The sequence below is a fragment of the Atopobium sp. ICM42b genome (assembly GCA_000564995.1).
Lineage (GTDB): Bacteria > Actinomycetota > Coriobacteriia > Coriobacteriales > Atopobiaceae > Lancefieldella.
Genome location: JDFH01000023.1, coordinates 12,777 through 36,892 on the forward strand (window position 1 = coordinate 12,777; position 24,116 = coordinate 36,892).

The following is a 24,116-nucleotide window of genomic DNA, read 5'->3' on the forward strand; positions in this document are numbered from 1 at the left end:
GAACAGACATTCTCTATTTAACTTGTACACTTTTTATTCTAGGCCCATACAAAAAAACTGACTTACTCAAGTTATGAGATAAGTCAGTTTTTTTAGTTTTTAGAATTTGAATAAGTCATTAAGAGCTTCAGTCATAGTTGGGTGAGCGTAAATTTGGTCACGCAAGTCTTCAGCCTTTAAGTGGTGCTGCATTGCTAAAGTAATGACATTGATAGTTTCGTAAGCTTCTTCAGCGTAAATAGTAGCACCTAAGATTTCGTGAGTTTCTGGGTCAATCAAAGCCTTGTATGAGCCTCTTGGGTTGCCGATGACTTGGGCCTTTGGCACACCAGCTGCAGGCATTGTTAAGACCTTGTAAGCTTTACCTTGGGCCTTTAACTCGCTTTCAGTTAGTCCAGCTGAAGAAATTGCTGGCTTAATGAAGATTGAGTTAGCAAAAACTGGACGATTCTTCTTAGTTCTAGTCTTGTCACCAAAGAGTTGATTGTCCATAATCCGCCAGTCATCAAGCGAAATGTAGGTAAATTGCAAGCTACCGGCAACATCACCCATAGCGTAGATATTAGGAACACTGGTTTCAAGCTTATCGTTAACGACAATTTCGCCTCTTTGGCCAACTTCAAGACTGGTTTTTTCTAGGTGAAGGGCGGCAGTGGCTGGGTGGCGGCCAACTGACACAAGCATCACGTCTGCTTGCAAGTCCTTAACACCATCTTCGGTTTCAACAGTTAAGTTAAGACCAGCTTCAGTTTCTTCAACCTTGGTCAAAGAAGACTTAAGCATGAAGGTAACGCCATCTGCTTCCATATCAGCCTTAGCTGCCTGAGCAATTTCTGGTTCAAACCGGCCCAAGATACTTGGCATTGGTTCAATTACAGTTACTTTACTGCCAAAGCCAGCGTACATTGAAGCAAATTCAAGTCCGATTGGTCCACCACCTAAAATAACCAGATTCTTAGCAAGTTCTTTTTTAGCAAGCATTTCAGTTGAAGTAAATATCTTATCGTCAATCTTTAGGCCATCAATATTTGGTACATTACTTTCGGCACCAGTATTAATGAAAAGACGGTCGAATGTTAATTCTTCTGTACCTGATTCATCAGTTACCTTGATTGTCTTATCATCAATAAATTCAGCACTTGCATCAAGCACAGTTGCCAAGTCTTGGTCTGCTATCTTGTGGTAGTTCTTGTTGCGTAGTTTTGCTGTCATAGCTTCCTTAGTTTCGAAAGCTTCTTCATACTTAACTCCTCTTTGAGAGTTAATCACCAAGTTCTTAGTTGGCAAACATGCGATGTTGATACACGTTCCGCCGTACATCATTGGATCTTTTTCAATCAAAAGCACTTCTTCGCCATGACTTGTCAGGCTCCCTGCCAAAGTCTTACCAGCTTTGCCAAAGCCAATAATAATATTCTTAAAATGTCTCATACTTAGACTCCTAATCCAAATTATCGCTACTTATTTTTTGTCAGTAACATATTTTTTTACAAAATATCACGATAGATGTCAGCCGTCTACAATTTTGCTTATAAAAAGCTTCTAAAAGATGAATCATTGTTCAGAGATGTTGCGGTTGATCAAAATAGTTCCAAGAGTGAATGCTCGTAAGTATGGTAAGCAGTGGATTGTTAACCGTGACGCTATGTTGCGTGAGTATGGCAATCCTGTGTGCTAGGGGCTACAAATATACATCCTCAAATACTGTCCATCACATTAGACAGTATGATCAATAGACTTCAACCTGTTGAGAGCGTTCTCGAGAAAAACATAGAGTCACCCGCAGAGCAGGTGACTCTAATTGTTCATTCATCTGTGCTTATTTCCCAAAACTTCGCATATAGCATGCCTATTACTTAGAAATCTGCCAGCCTTCAATGCGCGATCGAGCTTCAACAAAGTCATGGTAGGGACCGCTGTGTGAGATAAGCTCCTCATGGGTGCCCTGTTCTGCAACACGTCCATCTCTAAGGAAGAAAATCTGGTCAGCTTCCTCAATTGTTGAGAGACGATGTGCAATTTCAAGCACCGTTTTTCCTTTACAGAGTTGGGCAAGGGCTGCTTGAATTTCTGCTTCGTTTTCTGGGTCAACACTTGCCGTTGCCTCATCAAGAACAACAAGAGGCGCATCTTTCAAAATTGCGCGAGCAATTGAGATTCGCTGTCTCTCGCCTCCAGATAGTCGTGCTCCACCTTCTCCAACTTTTGTCTTATAGCCTTCGGGCAGAGCTTTTATGAACTCATCGCAGCGTGCGGCTTTTGCTGCTTCTACAATCTCTTCAAACTGTGCATCTGGCCTGCTTAGGGCAATATTACGCTCAATCGTGTCATCCATAAGATAGACGTCTTGGAAAACCATGGAGAAGTCCTCAAGAATACTGTTACACGAAAGCTCGCGTACATCGTGGCCTCCTATGCGTACGGAGCCGCCTGTTGCATCATAGAAACGTGCAAACAGCTTGGCAACAGTTGTCTTACCTGAACCACTTCCTCCAACAAGAGCTGCAGTTGTTCCTTCGGGAATGGACAAAGACATTCCGTTGAGCACAAGAGGTCCATCTCCGTAAGCGAATGAGACGTCATGCATCTCAAGGTTGTGATGCTCAAGTTTCACAGCTTTGCAATTGTCATCGATTGCAGGTGCGGATTCGATAGCGTCAAGACGGTCGATAACTTCTCCGATGTGTCCAATTACGTAGGCAGCATCGCCACAAGCCTCAATTGATTGGAACAGCATAAAGGAGAACATCACCAGCGTGCAGAAGTTAAGAAGAGATATCGTGCCGTTCAGGAAAGAGATACATACAATAACAATGACGCCAACCGAAGCACCGCGTGTCACAAATAGAAGCAAGGCGTTGAGGGGTTGGAAAGCAAGCTCGGTTTTGAGATTTACATTTCTAGAACGTGCGTATGCGGAGCGTACTGCAGACACAGCAGCATCTACCTGCCGGTAACTCTTAACAACAGGCATACCGTGGATGTATTCCAACGTTGCCTGAGACATATCCTCGCGTGCGTCATTTTGTGCGGGCGACAAACGCGCGGAATTTTTGAACATCAGCTCCAGTACCACCGTTGCTACCGCAATCGCAGCCAATGCGAGGATGCAGGCCCGCAGATCCATGAAGGCGAGAAACGCCACCATTGCGGCTGCGGTTATGTATCCGTTGCCAAGCATATCTACCATGCGCATACCGTGGATTTCCACGAATGATAGCTCGGTTGTGAGTGCCGAGAGAATTTCTCCTGATGGGTGATTGTCAAAGTAACCAAGAGGGACGCGTTTCAACGCTTCTCCGATACGTACACGCACCTCGTTGGAACGTTCTGCAGCTACGGTTTCCTCGGCTCGTGCCCTCAACCACATAAGTGCTGCGCGTAGCGCAATCGAAGCAATAATGGCCAGTCCAGCCGTAAGTGCAATTTTAAGATCGGGTTTCTCGCCATTTGATAAACCGAGAAACCCGCACATGGCCCAAGCGGCAATAGCAATGGGTGCTGCAGAAACAAGTGAGATAAGAAAAGAGTATGCAAAGCCACAGAGAATTCGCGTTTTCTTATTGCCCGTCCAACGCACCACTTTCATAAGCGCACTAAACATTACGCTACCCCTTTCTCACTTCATGAGTTCCATTGGAGATATGTGCTTCCCACATGCGGTGATAGAGGTCACTTGAGCCGAGGAGGTCCGTATGTGTTCCCTCAGCGACGATGTTTCCGGAATCCATGACTACTATCTTGTCAAAATTACGTACCGTTGAGATTCTGTGTGCGATTACAATCAGCGTCTTTCCACGTGCAAGTTCTGAAAGCGCCTGTTGAATGAGCTCCTCACTCTCGGGGTCTATGAACGCAGTTGCCTCATCAAGCACAAGAATCGGCGCGTCTTTTAGATAGGCGCGCGCGATAGAGATGCGCTGGCGTTCTCCACCCGAAAGAGCTCCTCCGGCTTCTCCGGAAAGGGTTTCAAATCCATTTGCAAGCTTATCTGCCAACTCTTCACAGTGCGCAGCGGCAAGTGCGCGCTCTACCTCGGCGTCAGTTGCACCCTCACGTCCGAGCCTTACGTTCTCAAAGATTGTTCGATTAAAGAGGAAATTGTCTTGAGTCACAAAGCTTACAAGACCAGCTAGCTGATCAAGTGGTATATCGCGAACGTCAGTTTCCCCGATACGGATTGTTCCTGATCCTGCATCCCAGAATCGAGCAATGAGTTTGGCCATTGTTGACTTTCCAGAACCACTTGGTCCCACCAGAGCACACGAGGTACCTTCAGGCACTTCAAGAGAGATTCCGTGGAGCACTTCTTCGTTGGAATATGAGAATCGGACGTTCTTGAATGAGACATCGTGGGACGTGATGAGTGCGGGAGAGGAGACTTCGGGTAGGGGTTTCATCTCTAACAGCTTACTAACGCTGTCCATTACCTTCTCGATTTCCTTGAACATATTGGTGTACTGCGTAATTTTAGTGAGAGGACCAATGACGCCGATTGACAACATACATGCAAGAGCCATCTGAGCTACGTCGATACTGCCCGAAGCTACAAGAATGCATCCAACTGGTACAACACCCAGAAGAAGCGTTGGCAGTATTGCAAACATGGCGTTCATAGGGACACGAGCAGACCTATACCAGGCAAGTGTTAGTTTCTCAAATTCGGAGATGTCGTTACGAAAGCGAGCATACGAGGAGTCGGCTTGGTTGAAAGTCTTGATGACTTCGATTCCATCGATGTATTCGACGAGTGTTGAGTTAACGCGCTCACTTGCTGTCCAGTATGCTGCATAGTCTCGTTCAAAGTTTTTAAAAAGGAGCGAAAGAGGCACAATTGACAAGGCTGGCGCGATGAGCATAGAGAGAGCGAGCCGGATATCAATTGAGCACACGATTGCAAAACACAAGACGAGAAGAAGCACATTGCTGGTAAATTCCGGGATAACGTGGGCAATGGGCAGCTCCATTTGCTCAATATCGTCAATGATTATTTTCTTAAGTGCTCCAGAGGGCGCTGATTGAACATCGCCGAGGGAGCATGCAGCAAGCTGTTTGCAAGCGGCGTTTCGCAAGTTTTCAAGCGTATGGTAGGCAACGCTGTGTGATGTCGATGTTGAGGCTAGATAGCCTATTGTCTGAACTGCCACTCCGAGAAGGGCAATGAGCGTCCAGTGTCCAACTTCACTGATGGCAAGGGTGCCTGATAATGAGAGCGCAATCAACTTGTAGGCAGCAAAAAAGGGAACAATGCCTCCAACAACACCTACCACAGCACATAACAGCGAGGCTCCAAGTTTTAGACGCTGTCCGCGTGTAAATGAAGCAAGCTGCTGTATCCAACTGCTCTTTTTCTTTTTGCTAGGGTCCATGGGTCCTCCCAAACGACGAGTATGAGCAAATTGTATTCATGTCTCGTTGAATGAGAAAAGCCCGATTGTCGCGGCTAGCTCCAAGTGTATCTATGCGGGTGGATTATCTTTCTTGTCCAGCGCTTTCACGGTAATCGCCAGGTGCCATGCCAACGACATTGCGGAATGTGGAAGCAAATTTTGAGGCATTGGTATATCCGACTTCAAATGCCACCTCACCAATTGGCTTGGAGGTTGTCCGGAGGAGGGTTGCAGCTTGTGCCATGCGATAGCGTGTGAGGTATGCATGCACACTAGCGCCATAAACCTCTTTGAACCATCGCTGCATGCTGGCATAGGGAAACTCGAACTCTTGTGAGAGCTCTTTGAGTGTCTTGTGGGAAGAAAGATCAGAGGTTATAGCTCGTTCTATTTCCTTTACCTTATCAACCTGTGCGCGCGTGAGACCGTACTGTCCAATACGTCCGCCTTCAGGAATATTACTGCCGAGAAACAAGAGAAGCTCCATAATCTTGAGTTTTAGGTAAGCATCTCTAAAGCGGTCATGAGCGTTATATATCTCGCAGAAAATATGCTCGACCGACGGTCCGCTACGGAGCACACTTGGTTCATCGCTTGAACAGAACCTCTCGTAGAGCTGCTTAACACTTACAGGAAAGCCCTCGGGAAACATTGATTGCAGCGATTTATCTGCTATGTCGGGATCAAGACAGACGGTGACACCACGGTAGTGTCCAAACGGAAACCGAAAGAGACTTTCATGTCTTGCATGATCGTCAATGCCAAGATCACCTACGTCAAGGTACAGGCATGAGTCAGTCCCGGACTCCCACTCAATTCTTCCTTCTCGACAATAGTTCAGGCAGAGCATGTGTGATCCTGGGGTAAGTTTAAAGCCCGACTCAAGGTTCCATACGCTTGTGAAGTCATTGAACATGAGGGTAATTCCAGGCATGACATCGTGCATTGTCATGATGCCCTGTCCGTCAGTACCTTCCGCCCTCCATACAGAATGATCTGTATCGTGCGTCACGCGACGGACGTTGCCACCCATGTCAGCATAGTTAGCAATGTCCATCGTGTCTCCAATCCCCTTCGTTTCTCTGAAGAGTGTTCTCAAAAAATGACAGTACCTTTGACCAGCCCGCATCATCGAGCGCGCCTTGGTCTACAAACGATCCGTCTTCCATGCGGGCAAAGTCGGTGCAACATGCTCTGATGAACTCAGGATCATGTGTTACAACCACGACAGCTCGTCCTTCCGCTGCTGCTGCGGTAACGCTTGCAGCAACCTGTTCCATATGGGCAAGGTCAAGCCCACTGGTAGGTTCGTCAAGCACGAGTAAGTCACGACCTGATGCAAGTGCCGTAGCGAGGGCAACGCGTTGCATTTGGCCTCCTGAAAGCGACAGCGGATGGCGTTGTGCCAGTTCAGTTAAGTCCAACGATGCAAGTATAGTACGGGTAAGGTGCTCGTCAGCACGTCTCGTGGAGTCGAGTACCTCATCAAATACGCTCTCTCGGAAGAGCTGATGGCTCACGTCTTGCATAACCAAGTAGCTGTTCTTTGGTCTGCTTGAGAATGGGCTAGGACCTTCTCCAACATCTATGGTCCCTCTGCAACCGCTTACAAGACCGCAGATGCAGCGTGCGAAGGTAGACTTTCCGGCACCATTGCTTCCGATGATGGCAGTGACACCTCCTCGCCTAAAGGCGATGCGAGAAACGTTGATGCCGCGGCTCGATTGCGGGTAGTGGTAGTCCATATCCCTTATTTCAACAAACTCGTTCTTCTCGCATCGTGCGCAGCACTGTTCAGCAGCAATGGCCGCAAAGGTTGGTGCACGTAGACCAAGCGCTCGCGCCTCGGCAGCAGTGGATGCATAGAATTGCTTGGAGTCAATCTCGCGTTCCACGCTGCCTGAGCGCATCACAATAATGCGGTCGGCGATGCCCTCCAACCAATTGAGTCGATGCTCGGAGATGAGCACAGTGCGGCCCTCAGCTTTCCATTTTGCAACAATCTTTCGGAGAAGCCCTATGGAAGCGAAGTCAAGGTTGGAGGATGGTTCGTCAAGGACAAGAACATCTGGGTCAAGCATAGTGGCTGAGCCACAGGCAACGCGTTGTTTTTCTCCACCAGAAAGTGAGAGGCAGCTGCGGTCGATAAGATCTGTGAGCTCAAGCGCGTTGGCGACGTCCTTTAAGCGTGTGCGTATCTTGTCAGGCGTTATTCCTTGGTTCTCACATGCAAATGCAAGTTCACCGGTTGTATCTAAACAGAAAAATTGGGTCTTAGGATTCTGGAATACTGATCCGACCTTTGGCGCTAGTTCCCAAAGCTCGTGGTTGGATGGTGTAAGACCACAGACCTCAATCTTCCCTGAGAGTTTTCCCTCATAATAATGGGGGATGAGGCCATTGACGAGCCTTGTTAGGGTTGTCTTTCCAGATCCTGAGGCACCCGTCAGGCAGACTACTTCACCAGGGGCTACGTTAAGGTTGACCTCGGAGAGGCTGTTTTTCTCGCTTGCCTGATAGCAGTAGCATGCATTTTTTATCTCGATCATTTCAATCCTAGTAGTAGAACAATGGCGTGATTACCGCGCAGACAGTGGCTATGGCGAGAAAGGCGATTACTATCCAGTCTCGTACGCGCATACGCGCTTCATGTATGTTTGTGCGAGCTGTTGGTCCACCAAGCCCTCGTACCAACGCTGAGGCAGAGAGGTCTTCTCCGCCTCGCACTGCCGAGACAAGCAGCGGTACCAGGCAATTCTCGATGGCAGAGATAGGGTTTCTGGTTGTCTTGCTGCTGCGCATGCGTATAGCAGCAGCTATCTGTCGGTAGTCGTCGGCTATTGCTGGGAAGTATCGAAGCATTACGACAAGGGGAATTTCTACGGCCTGAGGCATGTGCATGCGGTCGCATGCTGCCATGAACTCACTCACTGACGTGGTTGTGACTAGCCAGGTTCCCATGGCAATACCAGGGGCGAACTGCCTTACGATTCCCGAGATGCCGAGCGTGGCAAAGAGAGCAACTCCAGTGAGGCATGATTCCGCGATTGCTGCCACAGCGCTTGCAGCCCCGTATAACGTGAGGTAGGTGATTGCTGAGCGGAAATGGTGAGAGAGGGCTAGCATGATGAAAGGTGTTGCAATAAGCAGCGGCTTAATTACAAGGAGAGGCCCCACGTTATAAGACCCAAGCATAATTGTTGAGACGACGAGTGTGGCAAGCACTTTAGTGCGGGGATCAAGCACGAGCCCTCGGTTATTGGCAGTTGAGAGGAACAGCCCGTTTTTCATTATGCGATGCCGGCTCGCTCAAAGTGCTTGTGGAGGAGTTTCTTGCCGATGACAGCTCCGATACACCCTGCGATACATGCAGCAAGAGCAAGAGGTAGAAGGCTCCAGTCAGGAATGTAGCTGGAGAGGGCGTTGGCATATTCCTGTCCGTAGCCAGAGGCGATACCTGCGAAGTAGCTCGCGCGATTCATGACGATGGGAATATAGTTGCCTATCAACCATACGCTCAGGACTCCGTGTGAAATTACGGCGCGCCCTGCGCTGTTATAGTTACCGCTTCTGAGGACAAGGTCGGCGAGAAGACCACATACTGGTCCGGTGATAAAGGCATATACGCCCATGCCACCGAGACCCATAAGGAGTCCGAGGATGGTTCCCATGATGAAAACCATTCCGAAATGCCTTACTTTTGTGATATAGAGCATGTACGGAATGCCTCCGATAAGCGGGCAGATGACGGAGAGCAATGGAATGAATATGGGAACGTATCCCAGCATTGCCACAGCCATGATGATTATGAAGTAGAGAGCAGTGAAGATACCGATGTTTATAAGGTCTTTTGGTTGCAGTCCTTTTTTCTTGACTGAGGGTGTTTCAGGCATAATGCGTCTCCTTTCGGTTAGCTTTATCTAACTTATAAAGGATAGACACACAGAAACTCAGTCAATAGCCCATTTGTATCATTATGTCCCGTTTGTATCGTATAGCTGCTATTCGCTTTCTGATAAGTATTTGCCAACTGCCTTTTTAATACCATACAAGTTCGCCTATATAACTCGCTAAAATAGAGTGGGTTGATTAAAACTAATCGTTTCTGTGACACTCCCAGAAGCACACGATTGGAGTTTATATATGTGCGGCATCGTTGGTTTTACCGGACACCAAAGTGCAAAAGATGTCCTCATTGAAGGTCTTAAACGTCTCGAATACCGTGGGTATGATTCTGCCGGTATTGCTTTGCAAAACACAACCAACGAAGAACTTACGGTCGTACATCGCGTAGGAAAAGTTGCGGGATTAGCTGAAGCGGTGGAGTACCTCAATAATGCAAGCCCCTGTGGCATCGGACATACCCGTTGGGCAACGCACGGCGCTCCAAGTGAGCGCAACGCCCACCCACATACCTCTTGTGACAATCAAATTGCCGTCGTACACAACGGCATCATCGAGAACTTTGCCGAACTCCGTGAGCAGCTTGAGGCTCGGGGGCACAAATTCCGCAGCGATACCGATACTGAAGTCGTTTCTCACCTTATTGAAGAAGCCTACAGAGGCAACCTTCGCGATGCTGTTGCCAAGGCATGCTCGCAAATTGTAGGAACCTATGGCCTTGCTGTTATATGCTCTCAGGAACCCGGTCGCATTGTAGTTACTCGCAAAGATTCTCCCATTGTCCTTGCACATGGCGAGAAGGGCAGCTACGTTGCATCTGACATCATTGCGGTTATCGAAGCCTCCCGAGATGTCACTGTTCTTGGTGACAACGAGTTTGCTGTTATGGAGCCCGATGGCATCAGCTATACCGATGCTGATGGAAATCCCATTCAACCTAAAGTCATGCATGTTGATTGGGATGTTGATGTTGTCGAGAAGGGCGGCTACCCCGATTTCATGCTCAAAGAAATCCATGAGCAGCCACGTGTTATCCGCGATACCCTTGCAGGACGTCTGACCAACGGCGTACTTTCCATTGATGAGCTGGGTATGTCCTTGGAACAGCTCCGTTTAATTGATCGCGTTTATATCATTGCCTGCGGAACTAGCTATCACGCTGGTCTTATCGCCCGTCAGCTTATTGAAGGCTGGGCCCGCATACCTGTCGAAGTTGAAGCTGCGAGTGAATTTCGTTATCGAAACCCCATTATTACTCCGTCAACGCTGGTAGTTGCTGTTTCTCAGTCCGGTGAGACCGCTGATACTCTTGCTGCCATCCGCGACGCCCGCATCAAAGGCGCTAAGGTTTTTGGTATCACCAACGTTATTGGTAGTCCCGTGGCCCGTGAGTCTGATGGTGTTATCTACACTAAGGCTAACAAGGAGATTGCCGTTGCCTCAACCAAATCTTTCCTTGGCCAAATTGTGAGCCTAACACTTCTTGCTATGGTTCTTGCGCAGGCAAAAGGAAAGCTCTCAATTGCTCAGATACGCTTGCTCTTTAAAGAACTTGCCGATACCGCCGAGCAGGTCGAAGAAGTCCTCAGCGATACAAAAGCTATCGACATTGCCGCGCAGGCCTGCAAAGATGCCAATGATGCTTTGTTCATTGGTCGTGGCATGGGAGCTGCTATTTGCTACGAAGGTGCCCTCAAACTCAAGGAAATTAGCTATCTTCATGCTGAGGCATATGCTGCAGGAGAAATGAAGCATGGCCCCATTGCACTTCTGTCCAAAGGCTATCCTGTCATTGCCGTGGCAACTAACTCTCCGGTATACGACAAGATGATTTCCAATATCCAAGAATCTCGAGCACGCGGCGCCATGATTATTGCTGTGGCGACCGAAGGTGATCAGGAAATCAAAAAGCATGCCGACTATGTCATCTACGTGCCTAAAGTCAGAGATGCCTTCTCGCCAATCATTGCTTCGGTACCTTTTCAACTTTTTGCGCGCTCCGTGGCTCTTGCACGTGGTTGTGACGTTGATAAGCCAAGAAACCTTGCAAAGTCAGTAACGGTCGAATAGTTGTGGCTGAAAGTCCAGCAAAGGTAATCAAAATGTTGGATAAAGAAAAGTTTGAGTTGAAGATTTAGGATAAAACTATTTTGCCTCAGTGATTCCTTCTTGTACTAGTGCGTTCTCAAAGCTATTATGGTTTTAATTGATTCACCAGGGCCTTTGGCAAGCGCTGGTGCGAGAAGGGATTAGGTGCATGAAGAACTAGCGATACTCATAAACCCGAATTCACGTAACGTCGCTGACGGTACTACCGCGGGTGTAGTATTGCTCACTCATGTTGTAATTCATAGCCATTTATCTTTGCATACTTGCATACTACTCCGCGTGGTCTTCGGCAGAACCGAGGTATCATGCAGCTTAATCTTTCAAATATTGAATATACCTATCCATCAGCGGTGGAGCCTACCTTACATGATGTGACCATTGTGCTTCCACAGGGATGGACCGGCTTTGTTGGTAATAACGGATCTGGTAAAACAACCCTCGCACGTATCGTATGTGGTCTCTTGCAACCTGACAGGGGAGTTATAAGCCCATCGTTTTTCTCGGCATATTGTGCTCAAAATGCAACGGAGACCCCACCGAATCTTTTTGATTTTGCTGTTGCCTACGATGATGCAGCAATTAAATTGAGGCGAGAGCTTGCTTTGGGGGATGATTGGCCTTGGCGTTTTGAAACGCTTTCGTGTGGCCAGCAGAAACGTCTCCAGGTAGCGTGCGCTTTATGGGCTTCACCTGACGTTCTGGTGGTAGACGAGCCCACTAATCATGTGGATGTGTCAACAAAACATGCTCTTTTTGCAGCTTTATCGCAGTTCAAGGGTATTGGGGTGCTTATTTCACATGATAGGGAGTTGCTGGATAAACTCTGTACTCAATGTTTATTTGTAGCTAACGGCACGGCAAATATGAGGACCGGCGGTTATTCTCAGGCGTCATCGCAGGTAGAGCTTGAACGCTCTAGCGCATTGCACGCAAAGGAAACAGCGCAAAAAGAGAAGGCTCGCATAGAGCGAGAAACCCAACGGCGCAGAGAAGAGGCTTCTAGAGTTCAGGCTCGTAAAAGTGGAAGAAACATTGATAAGCATGACAGTGATGCGCGTGCAAAAAAGCGGGGCTATATAGTTTCAGGTCAAGACGGTAAAGCTGGGAAGCTTGCTGCTCGCATGTTGGATAGACTTGAGAAGGCAACAGGTAAAGCCACAGGTATTCAGGTTGAGAAACAATACGATTCCAATATCTGGCTGGATAGTGAAGCAAGTAATAGAAAAGTTTTATTGAGGATGGAGCCCAACAGCATTCTCATAGGAGATTGCCATCTACAAACACCACCGCTATTTATTGGTAATACGGATCATATTGGCGTTGTTGGCGATAATGGCTGTGGTAAAACAACGCTGATAAAGAAAATTATTTCAAGTATTTCTGATGATGTACGGATGTTATATATTCCTCAGGAGCCAACTGAACTGCAGGAAAAGCAGACGATAAGAAAGATTAAAGGGTTATCAAACTCTCAGCGTGGAAGAGTGTTGTCTATTGTGGCACAACTTAATTCCGACCCTGATTATGTTCTTGCAGGTGAGTTGACCAGTCCAGGTGAAATGAGAAAGCTTATGCTTGCGCTGGGAATGCTCGAATTACCAGAGCTTATCGTAGTGGATGAGCCAACTAACTATTTGGACCTTGGTTCAACCGTAGCGCTTGAACGTTTATTGTCTGAATATCCAGGAGCTTTGTTGTTGGTCTCACATGATCTCTCGCTGGTTGATTCCGCTACATCGATAAAATGGAGCATTCAGCGATCAAATGACAACCTTGAGCTTGTGGTGCAATAGGGGCGAGAAATACGTTGGACAGTTACGGTGGTTGCGCGTTTGTGTTTGAGTAGCTCACTGACACAGACCGTTACTTTTATACCGCTCGCCGTAGTTGTTTAAGCAAACTAACTTCTGCTGAAAATTTTTATATAAACTGAAAGGTCAAACTGATTTCTTCTGGGATTTTTCGTGTTTTAAGCATGGATTTCGGAGGGACCTATGCTTCACTTCAACCACGGTTCAAAGCAAGAAGCTAACGAGGGAAATGCAAGTGCTGCTGGCAACGCAGGCACAGGCGCTGCGGGCGCGAGTTCCGCTGGCGCTGTGGATGCTGCTGGTGCGGGTGCCGGAGCCCCCAACATCCCCACACCTCCTGAGGGATATCAACAGGCAACCTTTGCATCTACGCTGCCAACGATTGCTGATCAGACGGCTAACTTAAGCTCGCAGATTGGCGTCATTTCTCCAGGTGAAAGTGAGGAAGACGCTGAGGCTCGTGAGGCGTACGAGAGTCTTGCGCGTCACCGCAAAGCTCGTCGTAAAAAGAAACTTATCAAGGCAGGAATAGCCGCTGGAGTCTTTGTTCTTCTCGTCACATTGTTTATTTTGCCTATGTGCCAGGGCGGACAGGGCCAGAACACTACCGTGATGCCAAGTACCACGTTTGTCACGCGCGGCGAGTTCAGCGATTCTGTTTCCGCGTCTGGATCCATCAAGCCTGTGTCGTCAACTGTGGTAACTCCCGAGGTAGATGGCATTATTCAGGATGTTCAGGTTTCCGAGGGTACGTACGTCCATAAGGGTGACAAGCTCTTTACCATTAAGAACGACGAGCTAGACAAAGCTGTGCGTAAGGCTGCCCAACAGGTAAAAGCTGCTGAGAATGAGGTTAGCAAAGCACGCTCGGCTCTGGTCTCCGCTCGCAATGGTGTCTCAGAGGCAGGCGCGGAGGGTCAGGAGGCAAACGCTGCGTCTGTTGCTGCGGCTGTGGAAGCGGCAGAGGCAAATCTGGAGAGCGCCCAGATTGCGCTTGAGGAGGCTCGCTCTGCTTACAACGACGCAATTGCCCAGGCAGATAAGCGTGTAGTCACCGCTCCATGTGACGGAACGGTTATTGTGATGAACGCGGTGAACGGCGCTTCGGTTGGCTCGTCTGCGCCAGGTGCTGGCAACGCCGGTCCTCTGATTACTATCGCGGACCTTTCCCAGATGAAGGTGAACGTCCAGATTAACGAGGTAGACATTTCTCGCATCGCCGTTGACCAGAAGGCGCAGGTCAGCTTTACAGCTCTGCGAGACCTGTATTGCGATGCAGTGGTTACTCACGTTTCTGCTGTTTCGTCCAACGGCGCCGACGCAGGTGCAAGTTACGATAACCCCGGTCGATCCATTGTTTCTTACACCGTTGACCTGCTTATTAGCAGTCCCGACGCCTCCATCAAGCCAGGTATGACTGCCAACGTGGACATCATGATTCAGTACATGGACAACGTGCTGACCGTACCCCTTGTTGCTGTCATGGACGATGGCGATGGCGCTTACGTCAATGTTGTTACTTCTCGTGACGAGAAGGGCTATCCTCAGGTAAAGCGCGTATCGGTGACCGTAAAGGCACAAAGTTCTACGACGGCCGTCATTGAAGGTACTGGCATTGAGGACGGCACTGAGGTGATGATTGGCGGTGGCGCTGGCGGTCCATCTCAGGGCGCGGCTATGGACGCTCCGGCAGGCGCAACGTCTGGCTCATCGACTGACACAACAGGCTCCAAAGATTCCAAGTAGGCGACGCGTATGTCCAAGGTAATTGAGGTACATAAGCTGCATCGCATTTACGAGACGGCTGCAGGTTTGACGCACGCTCTACGGGGTGTTTCCCTGACTGTGGAGAAGGGCGAGTTTCTTTGCATCATGGGTCCGTCAGGCTCGGGCAAATCAACCCTGATGAACATTTTGGGTTGCCTGGATACTCCTACTGCTGGTTCGTACAAGCTCGAGGGACTTGAGGTTGCAGATCTTTCCGATGACGATCTAGCGGAGATTCGCGCCACGCGTCTGGGCTTTGTCTTCCAGTCGTTTAACCTACTGCCGCGCACTACGGTGCTGCGAAACGTTATGCTGCCGCTCATCTACTCGGACATTCCCGCAAAAGAGCGAGAGTTGCGTGCTTGGAAGGCACTGCGTTCTGTTGGTCTGCCCGAGGAATACTACGAACATAAGTCCAACGAGCTTTCCGGTGGTCAGGTGCAGCGCGTAGCAATTGCTCGTGCGCTGGTAAACGACCCGGCGGTTATTTTTGCCGATGAGCCAACAGGCAACCTGGACTCCGCAACAAGTGAGATGGTACTCAACACGTTCAAGTCCATGCAGGAGCGCGGCAAAACAATCGTACTGATTACACACGACCCCGAGACTGCCTTTTGGGCTGACCGCGTGGTACACATTCGTGACGGCCGCCTGCTCACAGACGAGCAGGAAAAGGAGTTTGTGAAGCAACACGCTGCACAGTCCACGACGGGTGTGCAGCCCGCGACGGGCGCACGACCTGTGACGGGCGCACATGCTGCGACGGGCGCACGACCCGCGACAGGAGGTGCTGCGCTATGAGGCTGATGGATCTGCTGCGAGAAACCCTGTCTGCGCTCAACGCTAACCGCGGCCGCAGCTTGTTGACGGTGCTGGGCATTGTTATTGGCATCAGCGCAGTTATTGCGATGACGGCACTTATCGACGGCATCAAGTATTCGCTGGTCAGCTCGCTAGGCCTCAACCAGTCGCGCATGGTCATGATTTACGCGTGGCCAGACCGCGAGGTCACGCAGCAGGACCTGGAGATGCTGCAGCTCAGCGTACCAGGGTATGAGCTTGTCACCGGTATTGACTCCACCATGGCCCGCGTTAACTCGGCCGAGAAGCAGTTTGACGCGCGAATCATCGGCTGCACGCCCGACTACTTCACTGTCATGGGCCTCAAGGCATCTGCGGGTTCGCTCCTTACAAAGTCCGACGTAGATGACACATCTAAAAACGTTCTTCTCGACAAATTGTCTGCCGAGAAACTCTTTGGCAGTGCAGATGCTTCCATTGGACAGGTTGTTCGCATCAACAACGACAGCTACACCATTGCGGGCGTGGTTGACAGTGGTCCAAACGGCGGCGGGCAAGGCGATACGCTGCTGGCCTACATGCCGTACTCCACGTATTCCGCGCGTCTGACGGGCACTAAAACTATCAGCCAGGTTTTTGGTTACGCTCGCGAAAACGTTGACATGAAGGCGCTTGCGGATGAAACAAAGTCCTGGTTGCTGGACTGGTTTAACATTCCGTCCGCGCAGGCCGAAGATCGCGTGACGGTCATGACGCTTTCGTCCATTATTGAGCAGATGAACGCCACGCTTATGTCGTTCCAGGTCCTGGTTACCGCCACGGCGAGCATTTCGCTTCTGGTTGGCGGCATTGGCATCATGAACATGATGCTCACTAACGTGACGGAGCGCATTAGGGAGATTGGCCTGCGAAAGGCCCTGGGCGCTCGCGCGTCCGACATCACCAAGCAGTTCCTGTGCGAGTCCATTTTGATTTGCATTATGGGTGGCGTGATTGGCATTGCCCTGGGTTACGCCGGAGCGTGGGGCCTGGCTGGCTCGTTTAGCAGCATGATTACGCTTGAGACGGGAATAACACCTATCATCACGCCAAACATCGTGATGATTACCTCGGGAATCTGCATTGGCATCGGACTCATCTTTGGCTACTGGCCTGCTCGCCGCGCCTCGAAGCTCAATCCTGTGGAATCGCTCCGCTACCAGTAAATGGGGTGTGTGCGTAAACGGGGTACAACCGGTAGCAGCTTGCGCCCGAAACGGTCTGCATCCGTAAAAAACCTGCTAACGAAAATAGCCTGCTACTAGTAGGGTTTCTCGCCTGGTGAGAAACCCTTTGAAGTGCGGTGGATTGTGCAGCTACAGCAGATCATCTGGTGGTAGGAGCTCGATGTCCCATGTAGTGCCAACGTAGCAGCTGATTTTTATTTCTACAGGATTAAAAATCGGTGCATCATCTTTGACTCTAACGGTTTCACGTGCACAACGAGCGCCTAACGATTCTCCGTAGTCTTCGCGCTCGAATGTATAATGCGCATCTTTTAATCCAATAACCTTTACTCCAGCCGCTTTGGCAAGAATATCCGCCTTTTCACGGCAAGTAACTATAGCATCAGAAGAAAGTTTATCTTTAATAGCATGTTTGTTTGCAACCGAGTATTTCAATGTGAAAGTTACTTCTTCACCGCATGAACTTAGGGATTTCCAGATTTTTTCAAGAAGACCCTCACGGAGCGTTTGAGTAATAGAAAGACTTGCATGAAAATCATATCCTTCAATTTTTTTATGAGTACAATAGTATCGATCTGAATCTTCTTTCTGATACTCTCTGACTTCATGAGGAGATACCGAGTAACTCTTATTTTTTAGAATAGAAGATGGCAAACCGTTTTGTTCCAGCGCCTCTTTCATGGTCTTTAATATCACATTGTATTTAGCGGTGCAATTTTCACGAATGTCGCAAGTTCCAATAATATTGATTTCAAATTCAATAGTGTCAGGTGCAACTTGTGTGCTCAGGTTTGTTGATACGTCAATTGTTCGTTCCATGATGCGTTCCTTTCAGCGGTGTTAGAGAAAAATTAGCTGATCGAACAGGTAATTTATTTCTCATTGTTGAATAATCATAGGTCCAATAAGAAATTTGAGTGTCCAGCTTGATGGACACTTAGATAGGTATTTTTCAATACCTTGATAAGCGATTGATTTGAAAATTCGAAGAAACAAAATCAATGAAGTCAAATCAAAAATCCCATGTAAAAGTGTAGATTTAGGTGTAAACTTTATGGTGTTGTTAGCTATAGCTAACAAACTTCCAACTGAACGGAGTTTATCGAATGCCTGCTCAGAACGAGAAGAAGGATCATCTTCCGGTACTTGGTGTTGGTCCCGCTTACGTGATTGCCATCACAGCGCTGACAGTTGCGTGCATTACCTTGTCTAAACTGGGATTTCTTCCGTATCTTCGCATTCGAGCAACGGTTGGCGTAATGCATACCGTGGGTACAGCTTTTCTGATTGTGGGCATCTGGCTTTGGGTTTCCGCCGCCATCAAAGAAAAGCTTCGTGAGAAGATCATTGCAAATCAGCTGGTAACCACTGGTGTTTATGCGCTGGTAAGAAACCCTATCTACTCCGCATTTGCGTTTGTCATGTCGGGTGCGGCGCTACTCTCTAGTAACCTTTATCTGCTACCACTACCCCTTGTGTTTTGGGTGCTTTTAACTGTGATGATGCAGGCTACAGAGGAGAAGTGGCTTCTCGAGCAGTTTGGCGATGAGTACAAAGAGTACTGCAAACGAGTCAATCGCTGCATTCCATGGTTTCCCAGGCACTAGCGTTTAATGTGGACATTTGCTTTTAGCCAAGCCCTAGCTCCTATAGTTGAGCTGGGGTTTGTTCGGTTTTCTCGCTATATAAATTCTTTTACGAAGTGGCTATGATATACATACGTCACGCTAGGCATGTTTGTGATATGCCTGCTCTATATACGTTATGCTAGTTTGTTAATGCTTGTACCTGCTGCTTCATGAGAAATGAGAGATGCGATGCTGGATATTCGTCGTGTTTTGGCAAGTGCACCCAAAAAGCATACAGAGGAAACGCTGAATTCTCTGACGACTGTTTGGGGAGAGGCGCTTGACCCATCGAACGTATTGCCTGAGCATCCGCGTCCTCGCATGCAGCGCGAAGAGTATGCGATGTTGAATGGCGTGTGGGAGTATGCGATTACGCCGGTAGATGGCGAGGCGGATGCAAAGACCCTTGCGCAACAGGCAATTCCTTCCCGTTGGGATGGGCAGATTGTGGTGCCATTCTCGCCAGAAGCCCCACTATCTGGAGTTGGTCGAACGGTGCAGCCGAGCGAATTTTTGTGGTATAAGCACAAAATTGAACTACCTAAACTGGCTGATGACCAGCGACTTATTCTGTATTTTGAAGCGGTTGACTGGATGTGCGCGTGCTTTGTGAATGGCAAGCTTGCTGGTACGCATGCAGGCGGTTACCTGCCGTTTTCTTTTGATGTGACGAATTTACTTGGCTCATCTGAAACGGAAGAGAGTGCTGCGTCTGCTGCGAGGACAGAAAATGTGGTCACGGCAGACAGTGCGGACACGGCTGAGCTCGTGCTTTGTGTTTGGGATCCGAGCGATACTGGCTCTCAACTGCGTGGAAAGCAGCGGCTCTCGCGTGGCGACATTTGGTATACCGCTCAGAGTGGCGTTTGGCAGAGCGTTTGGTACGAGGTTGTTTTTGCAGCTCATCTTGAGTCGCTAACGCTAAAGGGTGATATGTTTGGCGCGCTTGAGGTTAGAGCGAACGTGCAGGTAAGCGGGTTGTACGGTGTACAAACGAGCGCGTGTGAGCTGGAGTTGGCGCTCAAAGACGAGCTTGGACAAGACGTTCTTCTCGCCACACTTCCAGTGGATGAGGCAGGGGAGATTCATGCTGAGTTGCACGTGGATGACCCGCAGCTTTGGTCGCCGGAGAGTCCGCACCTCTATGCCGTGGAGGCTACGCTGCGGCGAGATGGCGTGGTCGTCGATGCAGTTCACAGTTATTGCGCGTTTCGTACTGTTGAGGTAAAGAAAGACGTGGCGGGCGTGCCAAGGGTGCATTTGAATGGTGCGCCGTATTTTGTTCGTGGCGTGCTGGATCAGGGCTATTGGCCTGACGGATTGCTGACGGCTCCGTCCGACGATGCGCTGGTATATGACGTAGAGGCTATGAAATCGGCTGGTTTCAATACGCTGCGAAAGCATATCAAGATTGAAAGTGAGCGCTGGTATTACCACTGCGATCGTATTGGCATGCTGGTTTGGCAGGATTGTGTTTCGGGAGGTAGCGCGTATAGTCCCTGGCACACGAGTCAGAAGCCGACACTGTTCAGTTTTACCTGGGGTCGATTTGACGACACAACACCAAGTCATCACGAGGCTTTATCCGCAGGTGAAGATGGCTATCGCGAGGAGTGGACAGAAACTTGTCAGGAAATGGTCAAGCTCCTGGATGGACATCCTTCGATTGGATTTTGGACGCTCTTTAACGAGGGTTGGGGACAGTTTGATGCACGGGCTGCTACTGAGGCTGTTCGCGCCTTGGATGCAACACGACCAATTGATGCAACAAGCGGCTGGTACGACCAGGGATGCGGCGATTTCCTGAGCATTCATAATTACTTCAGGCCGTTACGTGCAGGTTGGCAGAGGAGGCAGCGTGGAAATCGAGCTGCAATAATTTCTGAGTTTGGCGGTCTTACTCAAATGATGCCAGGTCATACGTCGCTTGACCACTCGTATGGGTACGGTGATTTTTCCACGGTCGAGGATTGGCGAGCTGCTGTTAAAAAGTTGCTTGCAGAGGTGGAATCGCTGCAGGATGAGGGCCTTGCGGGATACGTTTACACGCAGGTATCTGATGTTGAGGAAGAGGTAAACGGCCTGCTTACTTACGATCGAAAGATCAACAAGTTCAACGGGTAGTGACTGTCGGATGACGCTGGGTAATGCTCAGAGATGCTCGGCAAATTAAGCGATGAGTAGTGGACTGAAAGATGCCCAGTTAATTGAGGTATGTCCAGTAATACCAATTGCTGATTCTATCCAAAGTGGTAAAAAATGCGTTTAGTTGGAGTTTCATTTTTCTGTATAACGAGTTTTCGCAGATAAAAAATTGCAACGGTGGTAAAAAATCGTCTTAGTTGGGGATAAAAATGACTTTTTAAAGATTTGATCTCCAACTAAACGGATTTTTTACCTTTTTAGCACTTTAAATTTCGGTCCAAAAATTGAGTGATACACAAAATTGAATATCTGCTCATAGATATTCATAGAAATGAATATATTTCTCGTTGAAGTAGAAATTTTGCAACTTAACACAAAAACTCGCCTCCCAGAGGTCTGTTTCTGGAAGGCGAGGGGAGATTGTATTTCTCTAAGTACGCGTTTCTGCACTACAAACGCGCGTCGCGGTCGCGCGTAGCTGCACGTTAAGCGCTTGCACCCGAGGTAGCATCTACGCCTGCACTTGGTGCGGGAGCACCAGCAGCAGGGGCGGGAGCGCCAGCTGGTGGAACAACTGCGCCGTTAGCACTTACAAGGCGTTGACCTGTGGTTTGAAGGTACCAATCCAACCATGGCTTGAAGTTGAAGACAATCTCGTTGATGCCTGCATACGAGCCATCGGGGTAGTACATTGCCTGGTAATTGTGGGTGTTGATGATGTCGGCTGGTGTACCTGGGACAATGGTGCGTACGTATTCTTTGTCGCCGTTGCGAAGCACGCCGATGACAAACTCAACGTTTTTCATGCGACCCTCGGGAAGAGAGCTGTGAACTGTGGAAAGACGGTCACCCGACTGCTCAGGAACACGTTTTGCCAGCATAGTATCTGGGTTGTCATGAGCGTTGTTGTAGTAGAGGAACTGGTTGTTGTCGTCCGCGTAAGTTAGCTCAAATGGCATTGCCTTCAGGAACATGTCAATCTGATTGACCGTCAAAATGCCGTGATCAAGCTTAACGTATGTGTCGCCCGAGACCGCGCCCACAAGCTCGGCGGCCTTCTCGACCCAATCAGGATCGTCGGGATCAATGCCCTGGATAGTGGTGGAAATTGAGTTGGTTACGTCCAGATCCTCTGGCGCGATTGGCTTTGGCTTCTTCAACTTGGAGACCACCTCTACGTATTTGACAAAGTTATCCAGGCAAAGGCCCAGGAAGCCGACGGTGCGCTCGTCGATAATGTTGCCGTCCTCGTCAAAAGCCTGCTTGGCCTTTCCAAGAAGGAACTCGTTACCAGGCAAAACGTACGCGTTTACGCCCGGAGCATCCATAATCTTGCGCAGATGTACCTGCGCGCGAGAAGTTCCTTGGTCGTAGTAAGAAGCTCCGACAATCATGACAGGCTTGTTCTCAAATGGATGTACGTCGTAGGAGAGCCATTCGATGACGCTCTTAAGCGCAGGTGAGATGGTATGGTTGTGTTCGGGCGTAGAAATAATGACGCCGTCAGCACGGGTAATCTTGTTGTACAGCAGGCGGAGCTGGAAGTTCTCGTCCCACTTGAGGTCCTGGTTGAACAGGGGAATGTTATCAATCTCAAGGATCTCAAGCTCAAACTGTTTGTAAAAGTGCTTTTTGATGAAGTGCAGAAGCTTTCGGTTATAGGAAATCTCCGCATTTGAACCGACGATTCCGACAAATTTCATAGTAGTAGTTCCTTCCAGGCCTACAGGTTTTCCCAGTCAAAGTTCTCGGCCTCTTTGCGGAGAAGTTCGCGCGATGCGGCCATTTTTTCGTTGAGTTTCACAAACAGACGAAAATCGTCAAAGAGCAGGTCAAGCTTCTTGACGGTAGCTTTATCCTTCAAGCTGCCCTTCTCGTCAAATGCCTGCTGGGCGCGGCCAAGAAGGAACTCGGAACCTGGCATGATTGCGGCCTTGAGCTCTGGAGCGTCCAGAATTTGGCGGAGCTGAAGCTGTGCGCGAGAAGATCCGAGGGTGCCCAGGGATGCGCCAACAATCATGACTGGCTTGTTGACCATAGGGAAGATGCCGTAGGACAGCCAAGCAAGCGCGTTTTGCAGGACCGCTGGAATGGAGTGGTCGTACTCTGGGGTTGCGATGATGACGCCGTCGGCAGCCTCAATTTTCTTTGCAAGCTCTGAGACAACCTCGGGGACCTTCATCTTTGCGGGCTTGTTGAACAGGGGAATGTTGTCGATTTCCACCAGCTCAATGGAGGCCTTGTCGGCAAAGTGCTTCTGCATAAACTGCAGGAGTCTTCGGTTATTTGACTCTTTTGAATTGGTGCCAATAAGGCCAACAAAGTTAAGCATCAAACTTCCTTTCTGAATTACGCAAGGAGCTCAGGCGAGATCCTCGACGAATAATATACGCGATTATCAGTGGTTACTATGAGCGCCTCGATGCCTTTTTCTTGTTCCACACGAGCAAGGAGCTGACGGGGTTTCTCGCCATAAAGGCGCGTGGTCCAAATTTCTCCGTCAAGCGAGTTGTCCGAGATAATCGTGATGCTCGCAAGTTGCGTGTCAACTGGATAGCCCGTGCTTCGGTCAAGAATGTGGTGATAGGTGTGCTCGTTTACCTGCAGTTTCCTTTCGTAGGTACCGGAGGTCACCACGGACTGGTTGCAAATAGGCAGCACAGCAAGGTTGGTGCCTCGCGGTTGTCGCGGATCCTGGATGCCAATCTGCCACGGCCTATCCGCAAGGGCATTGTTTCCAATTGTCTTAATGTTACCGCCAAGGTTGATAAGTGCGGACATGACGTGCTGACTTTTCAGATAATCTGCAATTTTGTCGGCGATGTAGCCTTTGGCCAGGCACCCCAGGTCCAGCTTCATGCCCTCTTTGGCGAGAAACACGGTGCAGCTCAGAGGATCCAATTCAATGAATTGTGGATCAGTAAGCGACAGCGCGTGCGTGACCTCGGCGTTATTTGGAATGCGAGCGTCAGAAAAGCCGATTCGCCAGGCTTGTACCAAAGGGCCAATAGCAATGTTTAAATGACTTGCAGGTAGAAGGCTTTGTTCTTTGCCAATCTGAATGAGCTCAAACAGCTCGGGGTCAACGGGGACAGGATGTTTGCCTGCTGCATGATTGACCTGCATAAGCTCGGAATTGGCGTCATTTGCGCTAAACCGCTGGTTATAGATGCTAAGGAGTTCAAAGACAGCGTCAAGTAGCTGTTCTGCAGTGCGCTCTTCCTGCGAATCATTGGAGGGTGGCAATAAAGAAATGGTGATAGTCGCGCCCATCAGGTGAGTTGATCTGGAAATGTAGGCTCGTTCTGGCACGACTCTCCTATAGTGTCTAACAGC

At 49.1% G+C, this 24,116-nt stretch carries 18 protein-coding genes; 7 read left to right on the plus strand and 11 right to left on the minus strand.

Features of this window, described 5'->3' with window-relative positions; translation table 11 throughout:
- Positions 1-99: 99 nt before the first annotated feature.
- The 7 genes from HMPREF1493_RS05920 to HMPREF1493_RS05950 all read right to left on the minus strand — a co-directional run bounded on the left by HMPREF1493_RS05920 (position 100) and on the right by HMPREF1493_RS05950 (position 9,283).
- Positions 100-1,431, minus strand: coding sequence for an FAD-dependent oxidoreductase (locus HMPREF1493_RS05920; protein ID WP_035428612.1), 1,332 nt, complete (start codon positions 1,429-1,431; stop codon positions 100-102).
- Between the two features lie 421 nt (positions 1,432-1,852).
- Positions 1,853-3,604, minus strand: a complete 1,752-nt coding sequence (locus HMPREF1493_RS05925; protein WP_035428613.1) for an ABC transporter ATP-binding protein — start codon at positions 3,602-3,604, stop codon at positions 1,853-1,855.
- Between the two features lie 4 nt (positions 3,605-3,608).
- Positions 3,609-5,369 (minus strand): ABC transporter ATP-binding protein, encoded by a 1,761-nt coding sequence (locus tag HMPREF1493_RS05930; protein ID WP_035428615.1) that lies wholly within the window; start codon positions 5,367-5,369, stop codon positions 3,609-3,611.
- Positions 5,370-5,472: 103 nt separating this feature from the next.
- Positions 5,473-6,447 carry a helix-turn-helix transcriptional regulator gene (locus tag HMPREF1493_RS05935; protein WP_035428617.1) on the minus strand — a complete coding sequence of 325 codons (975 nt, stop codon included), beginning with the start codon at positions 6,445-6,447 and terminating at the stop codon, positions 5,473-5,475.
- A complete protein-coding gene (locus HMPREF1493_RS05940) occupies positions 6,434-7,939 on the minus strand; it encodes an ABC transporter ATP-binding protein (RefSeq protein ID WP_035428619.1) in 1,506 nt (501 codons plus the stop codon). The genes HMPREF1493_RS05935 and HMPREF1493_RS05940 overlap by 14 nt, the downstream gene beginning before the upstream one ends.
- A 7-nt stretch (positions 7,940-7,946) precedes the next feature.
- Positions 7,947-8,636 (minus strand): energy-coupling factor transporter transmembrane component T, encoded by a 690-nt coding sequence (locus HMPREF1493_RS05945; protein WP_198013765.1) that lies wholly within the window; start codon positions 8,634-8,636, stop codon positions 7,947-7,949.
- A gap of 44 nt (positions 8,637-8,680) precedes the next feature.
- Positions 8,681-9,283, minus strand: coding sequence for an MptD family putative ECF transporter S component (locus HMPREF1493_RS05950; RefSeq protein WP_035428622.1), 603 nt, complete (start codon positions 9,281-9,283; stop codon positions 8,681-8,683).
- A 250-nt stretch (positions 9,284-9,533) separates the two neighbouring features.
- Here HMPREF1493_RS05950 and glmS point away from each other — a divergent pair, with 250 nt between their 5' ends.
- From glmS to HMPREF1493_RS05975, 5 genes are all read left to right on the plus strand, one after another.
- Entirely contained in the window at positions 9,534-11,363 is a 1,830-nt protein-coding gene (gene glmS, locus HMPREF1493_RS05955; protein WP_035428624.1) for a glutamine--fructose-6-phosphate transaminase (isomerizing), read from the plus strand.
- A 344-nt stretch (positions 11,364-11,707) separates the two neighbouring features.
- A complete protein-coding gene (locus tag HMPREF1493_RS05960; RefSeq protein WP_035428626.1) occupies positions 11,708-13,195 on the plus strand; it encodes an ATP-binding cassette domain-containing protein in 1,488 nt (495 codons plus the stop codon).
- A 201-nt stretch (positions 13,196-13,396) separates the two neighbouring features.
- Entirely contained in the window at positions 13,397-14,959 is a 1,563-nt protein-coding gene (locus HMPREF1493_RS05965) for an efflux RND transporter periplasmic adaptor subunit (RefSeq protein WP_232215526.1), read from the plus strand.
- A 9-nt stretch (positions 14,960-14,968) separates the two neighbouring features.
- Complete coding sequence (locus HMPREF1493_RS05970; RefSeq protein ID WP_035428628.1) at positions 14,969-15,781, plus strand: ABC transporter ATP-binding protein; 813 nt, start codon at positions 14,969-14,971, stop codon at positions 15,779-15,781.
- On the plus strand, positions 15,778-16,986 hold the full coding sequence (locus tag HMPREF1493_RS05975; RefSeq protein ID WP_035428630.1) for an ABC transporter permease: 1,209 nt from the start codon (positions 15,778-15,780) through the stop codon (positions 16,984-16,986). The genes HMPREF1493_RS05970 and HMPREF1493_RS05975 overlap by 4 nt, the downstream gene beginning before the upstream one ends.
- A gap of 150 nt (positions 16,987-17,136) precedes the next feature.
- Here HMPREF1493_RS05975 and HMPREF1493_RS05980 read toward each other — a convergent pair whose 3' ends face one another.
- Positions 17,137-17,826 (minus strand): SIMPL domain-containing protein, encoded by a 690-nt coding sequence (locus HMPREF1493_RS05980; protein WP_035428632.1) that lies wholly within the window; start codon positions 17,824-17,826, stop codon positions 17,137-17,139.
- Between the two features lie 287 nt (positions 17,827-18,113).
- On the opposite strand from HMPREF1493_RS05980, the gene HMPREF1493_RS05985 reads away from it, so the two are divergent.
- Both HMPREF1493_RS05985 and HMPREF1493_RS05990 read left to right on the plus strand, forming a co-directional pair.
- Positions 18,114-18,614 (plus strand): methyltransferase family protein, encoded by a 501-nt coding sequence (locus HMPREF1493_RS05985; RefSeq protein WP_035428635.1) that lies wholly within the window; start codon positions 18,114-18,116, stop codon positions 18,612-18,614.
- Positions 18,615-18,824: 210 nt separating this feature from the next.
- The gene (locus HMPREF1493_RS05990) at positions 18,825-20,759 is read left to right on the plus strand and encodes a glycoside hydrolase family 2 protein (protein ID WP_035428636.1); all 1,935 of its coding nucleotides are present in this window, start codon (positions 18,825-18,827) and stop codon (positions 20,757-20,759) included.
- Positions 20,760-21,265: 506 nt separating this feature from the next.
- On the opposite strand, the gene HMPREF1493_RS05995 is transcribed toward HMPREF1493_RS05990, so the two are convergent.
- The 3 genes from HMPREF1493_RS05995 to HMPREF1493_RS06005 are packed head-to-tail and all read right to left on the minus strand — an operon-like array spanning position 21,266 to position 24,092.
- Positions 21,266-22,483: an NAD(P)H-dependent oxidoreductase gene (locus tag HMPREF1493_RS05995; protein WP_035428638.1), complete on the minus strand. Its 1,218-nt coding sequence runs from the start codon at positions 22,481-22,483 to the stop codon at positions 21,266-21,268.
- 20 nt (positions 22,484-22,503) lie between these two features.
- The gene (locus HMPREF1493_RS06000) at positions 22,504-23,112 is read right to left on the minus strand and encodes an NADPH-dependent FMN reductase (RefSeq protein ID WP_035428640.1); all 609 of its coding nucleotides are present in this window, start codon (positions 23,110-23,112) and stop codon (positions 22,504-22,506) included.
- A 17-nt stretch (positions 23,113-23,129) separates the two neighbouring features.
- Complete coding sequence (locus HMPREF1493_RS06005) at positions 23,130-24,092, minus strand: FAD:protein FMN transferase (RefSeq protein WP_198013766.1); 963 nt, start codon at positions 24,090-24,092, stop codon at positions 23,130-23,132.
- Positions 24,093-24,116: the final 24 nt, after the last annotated feature.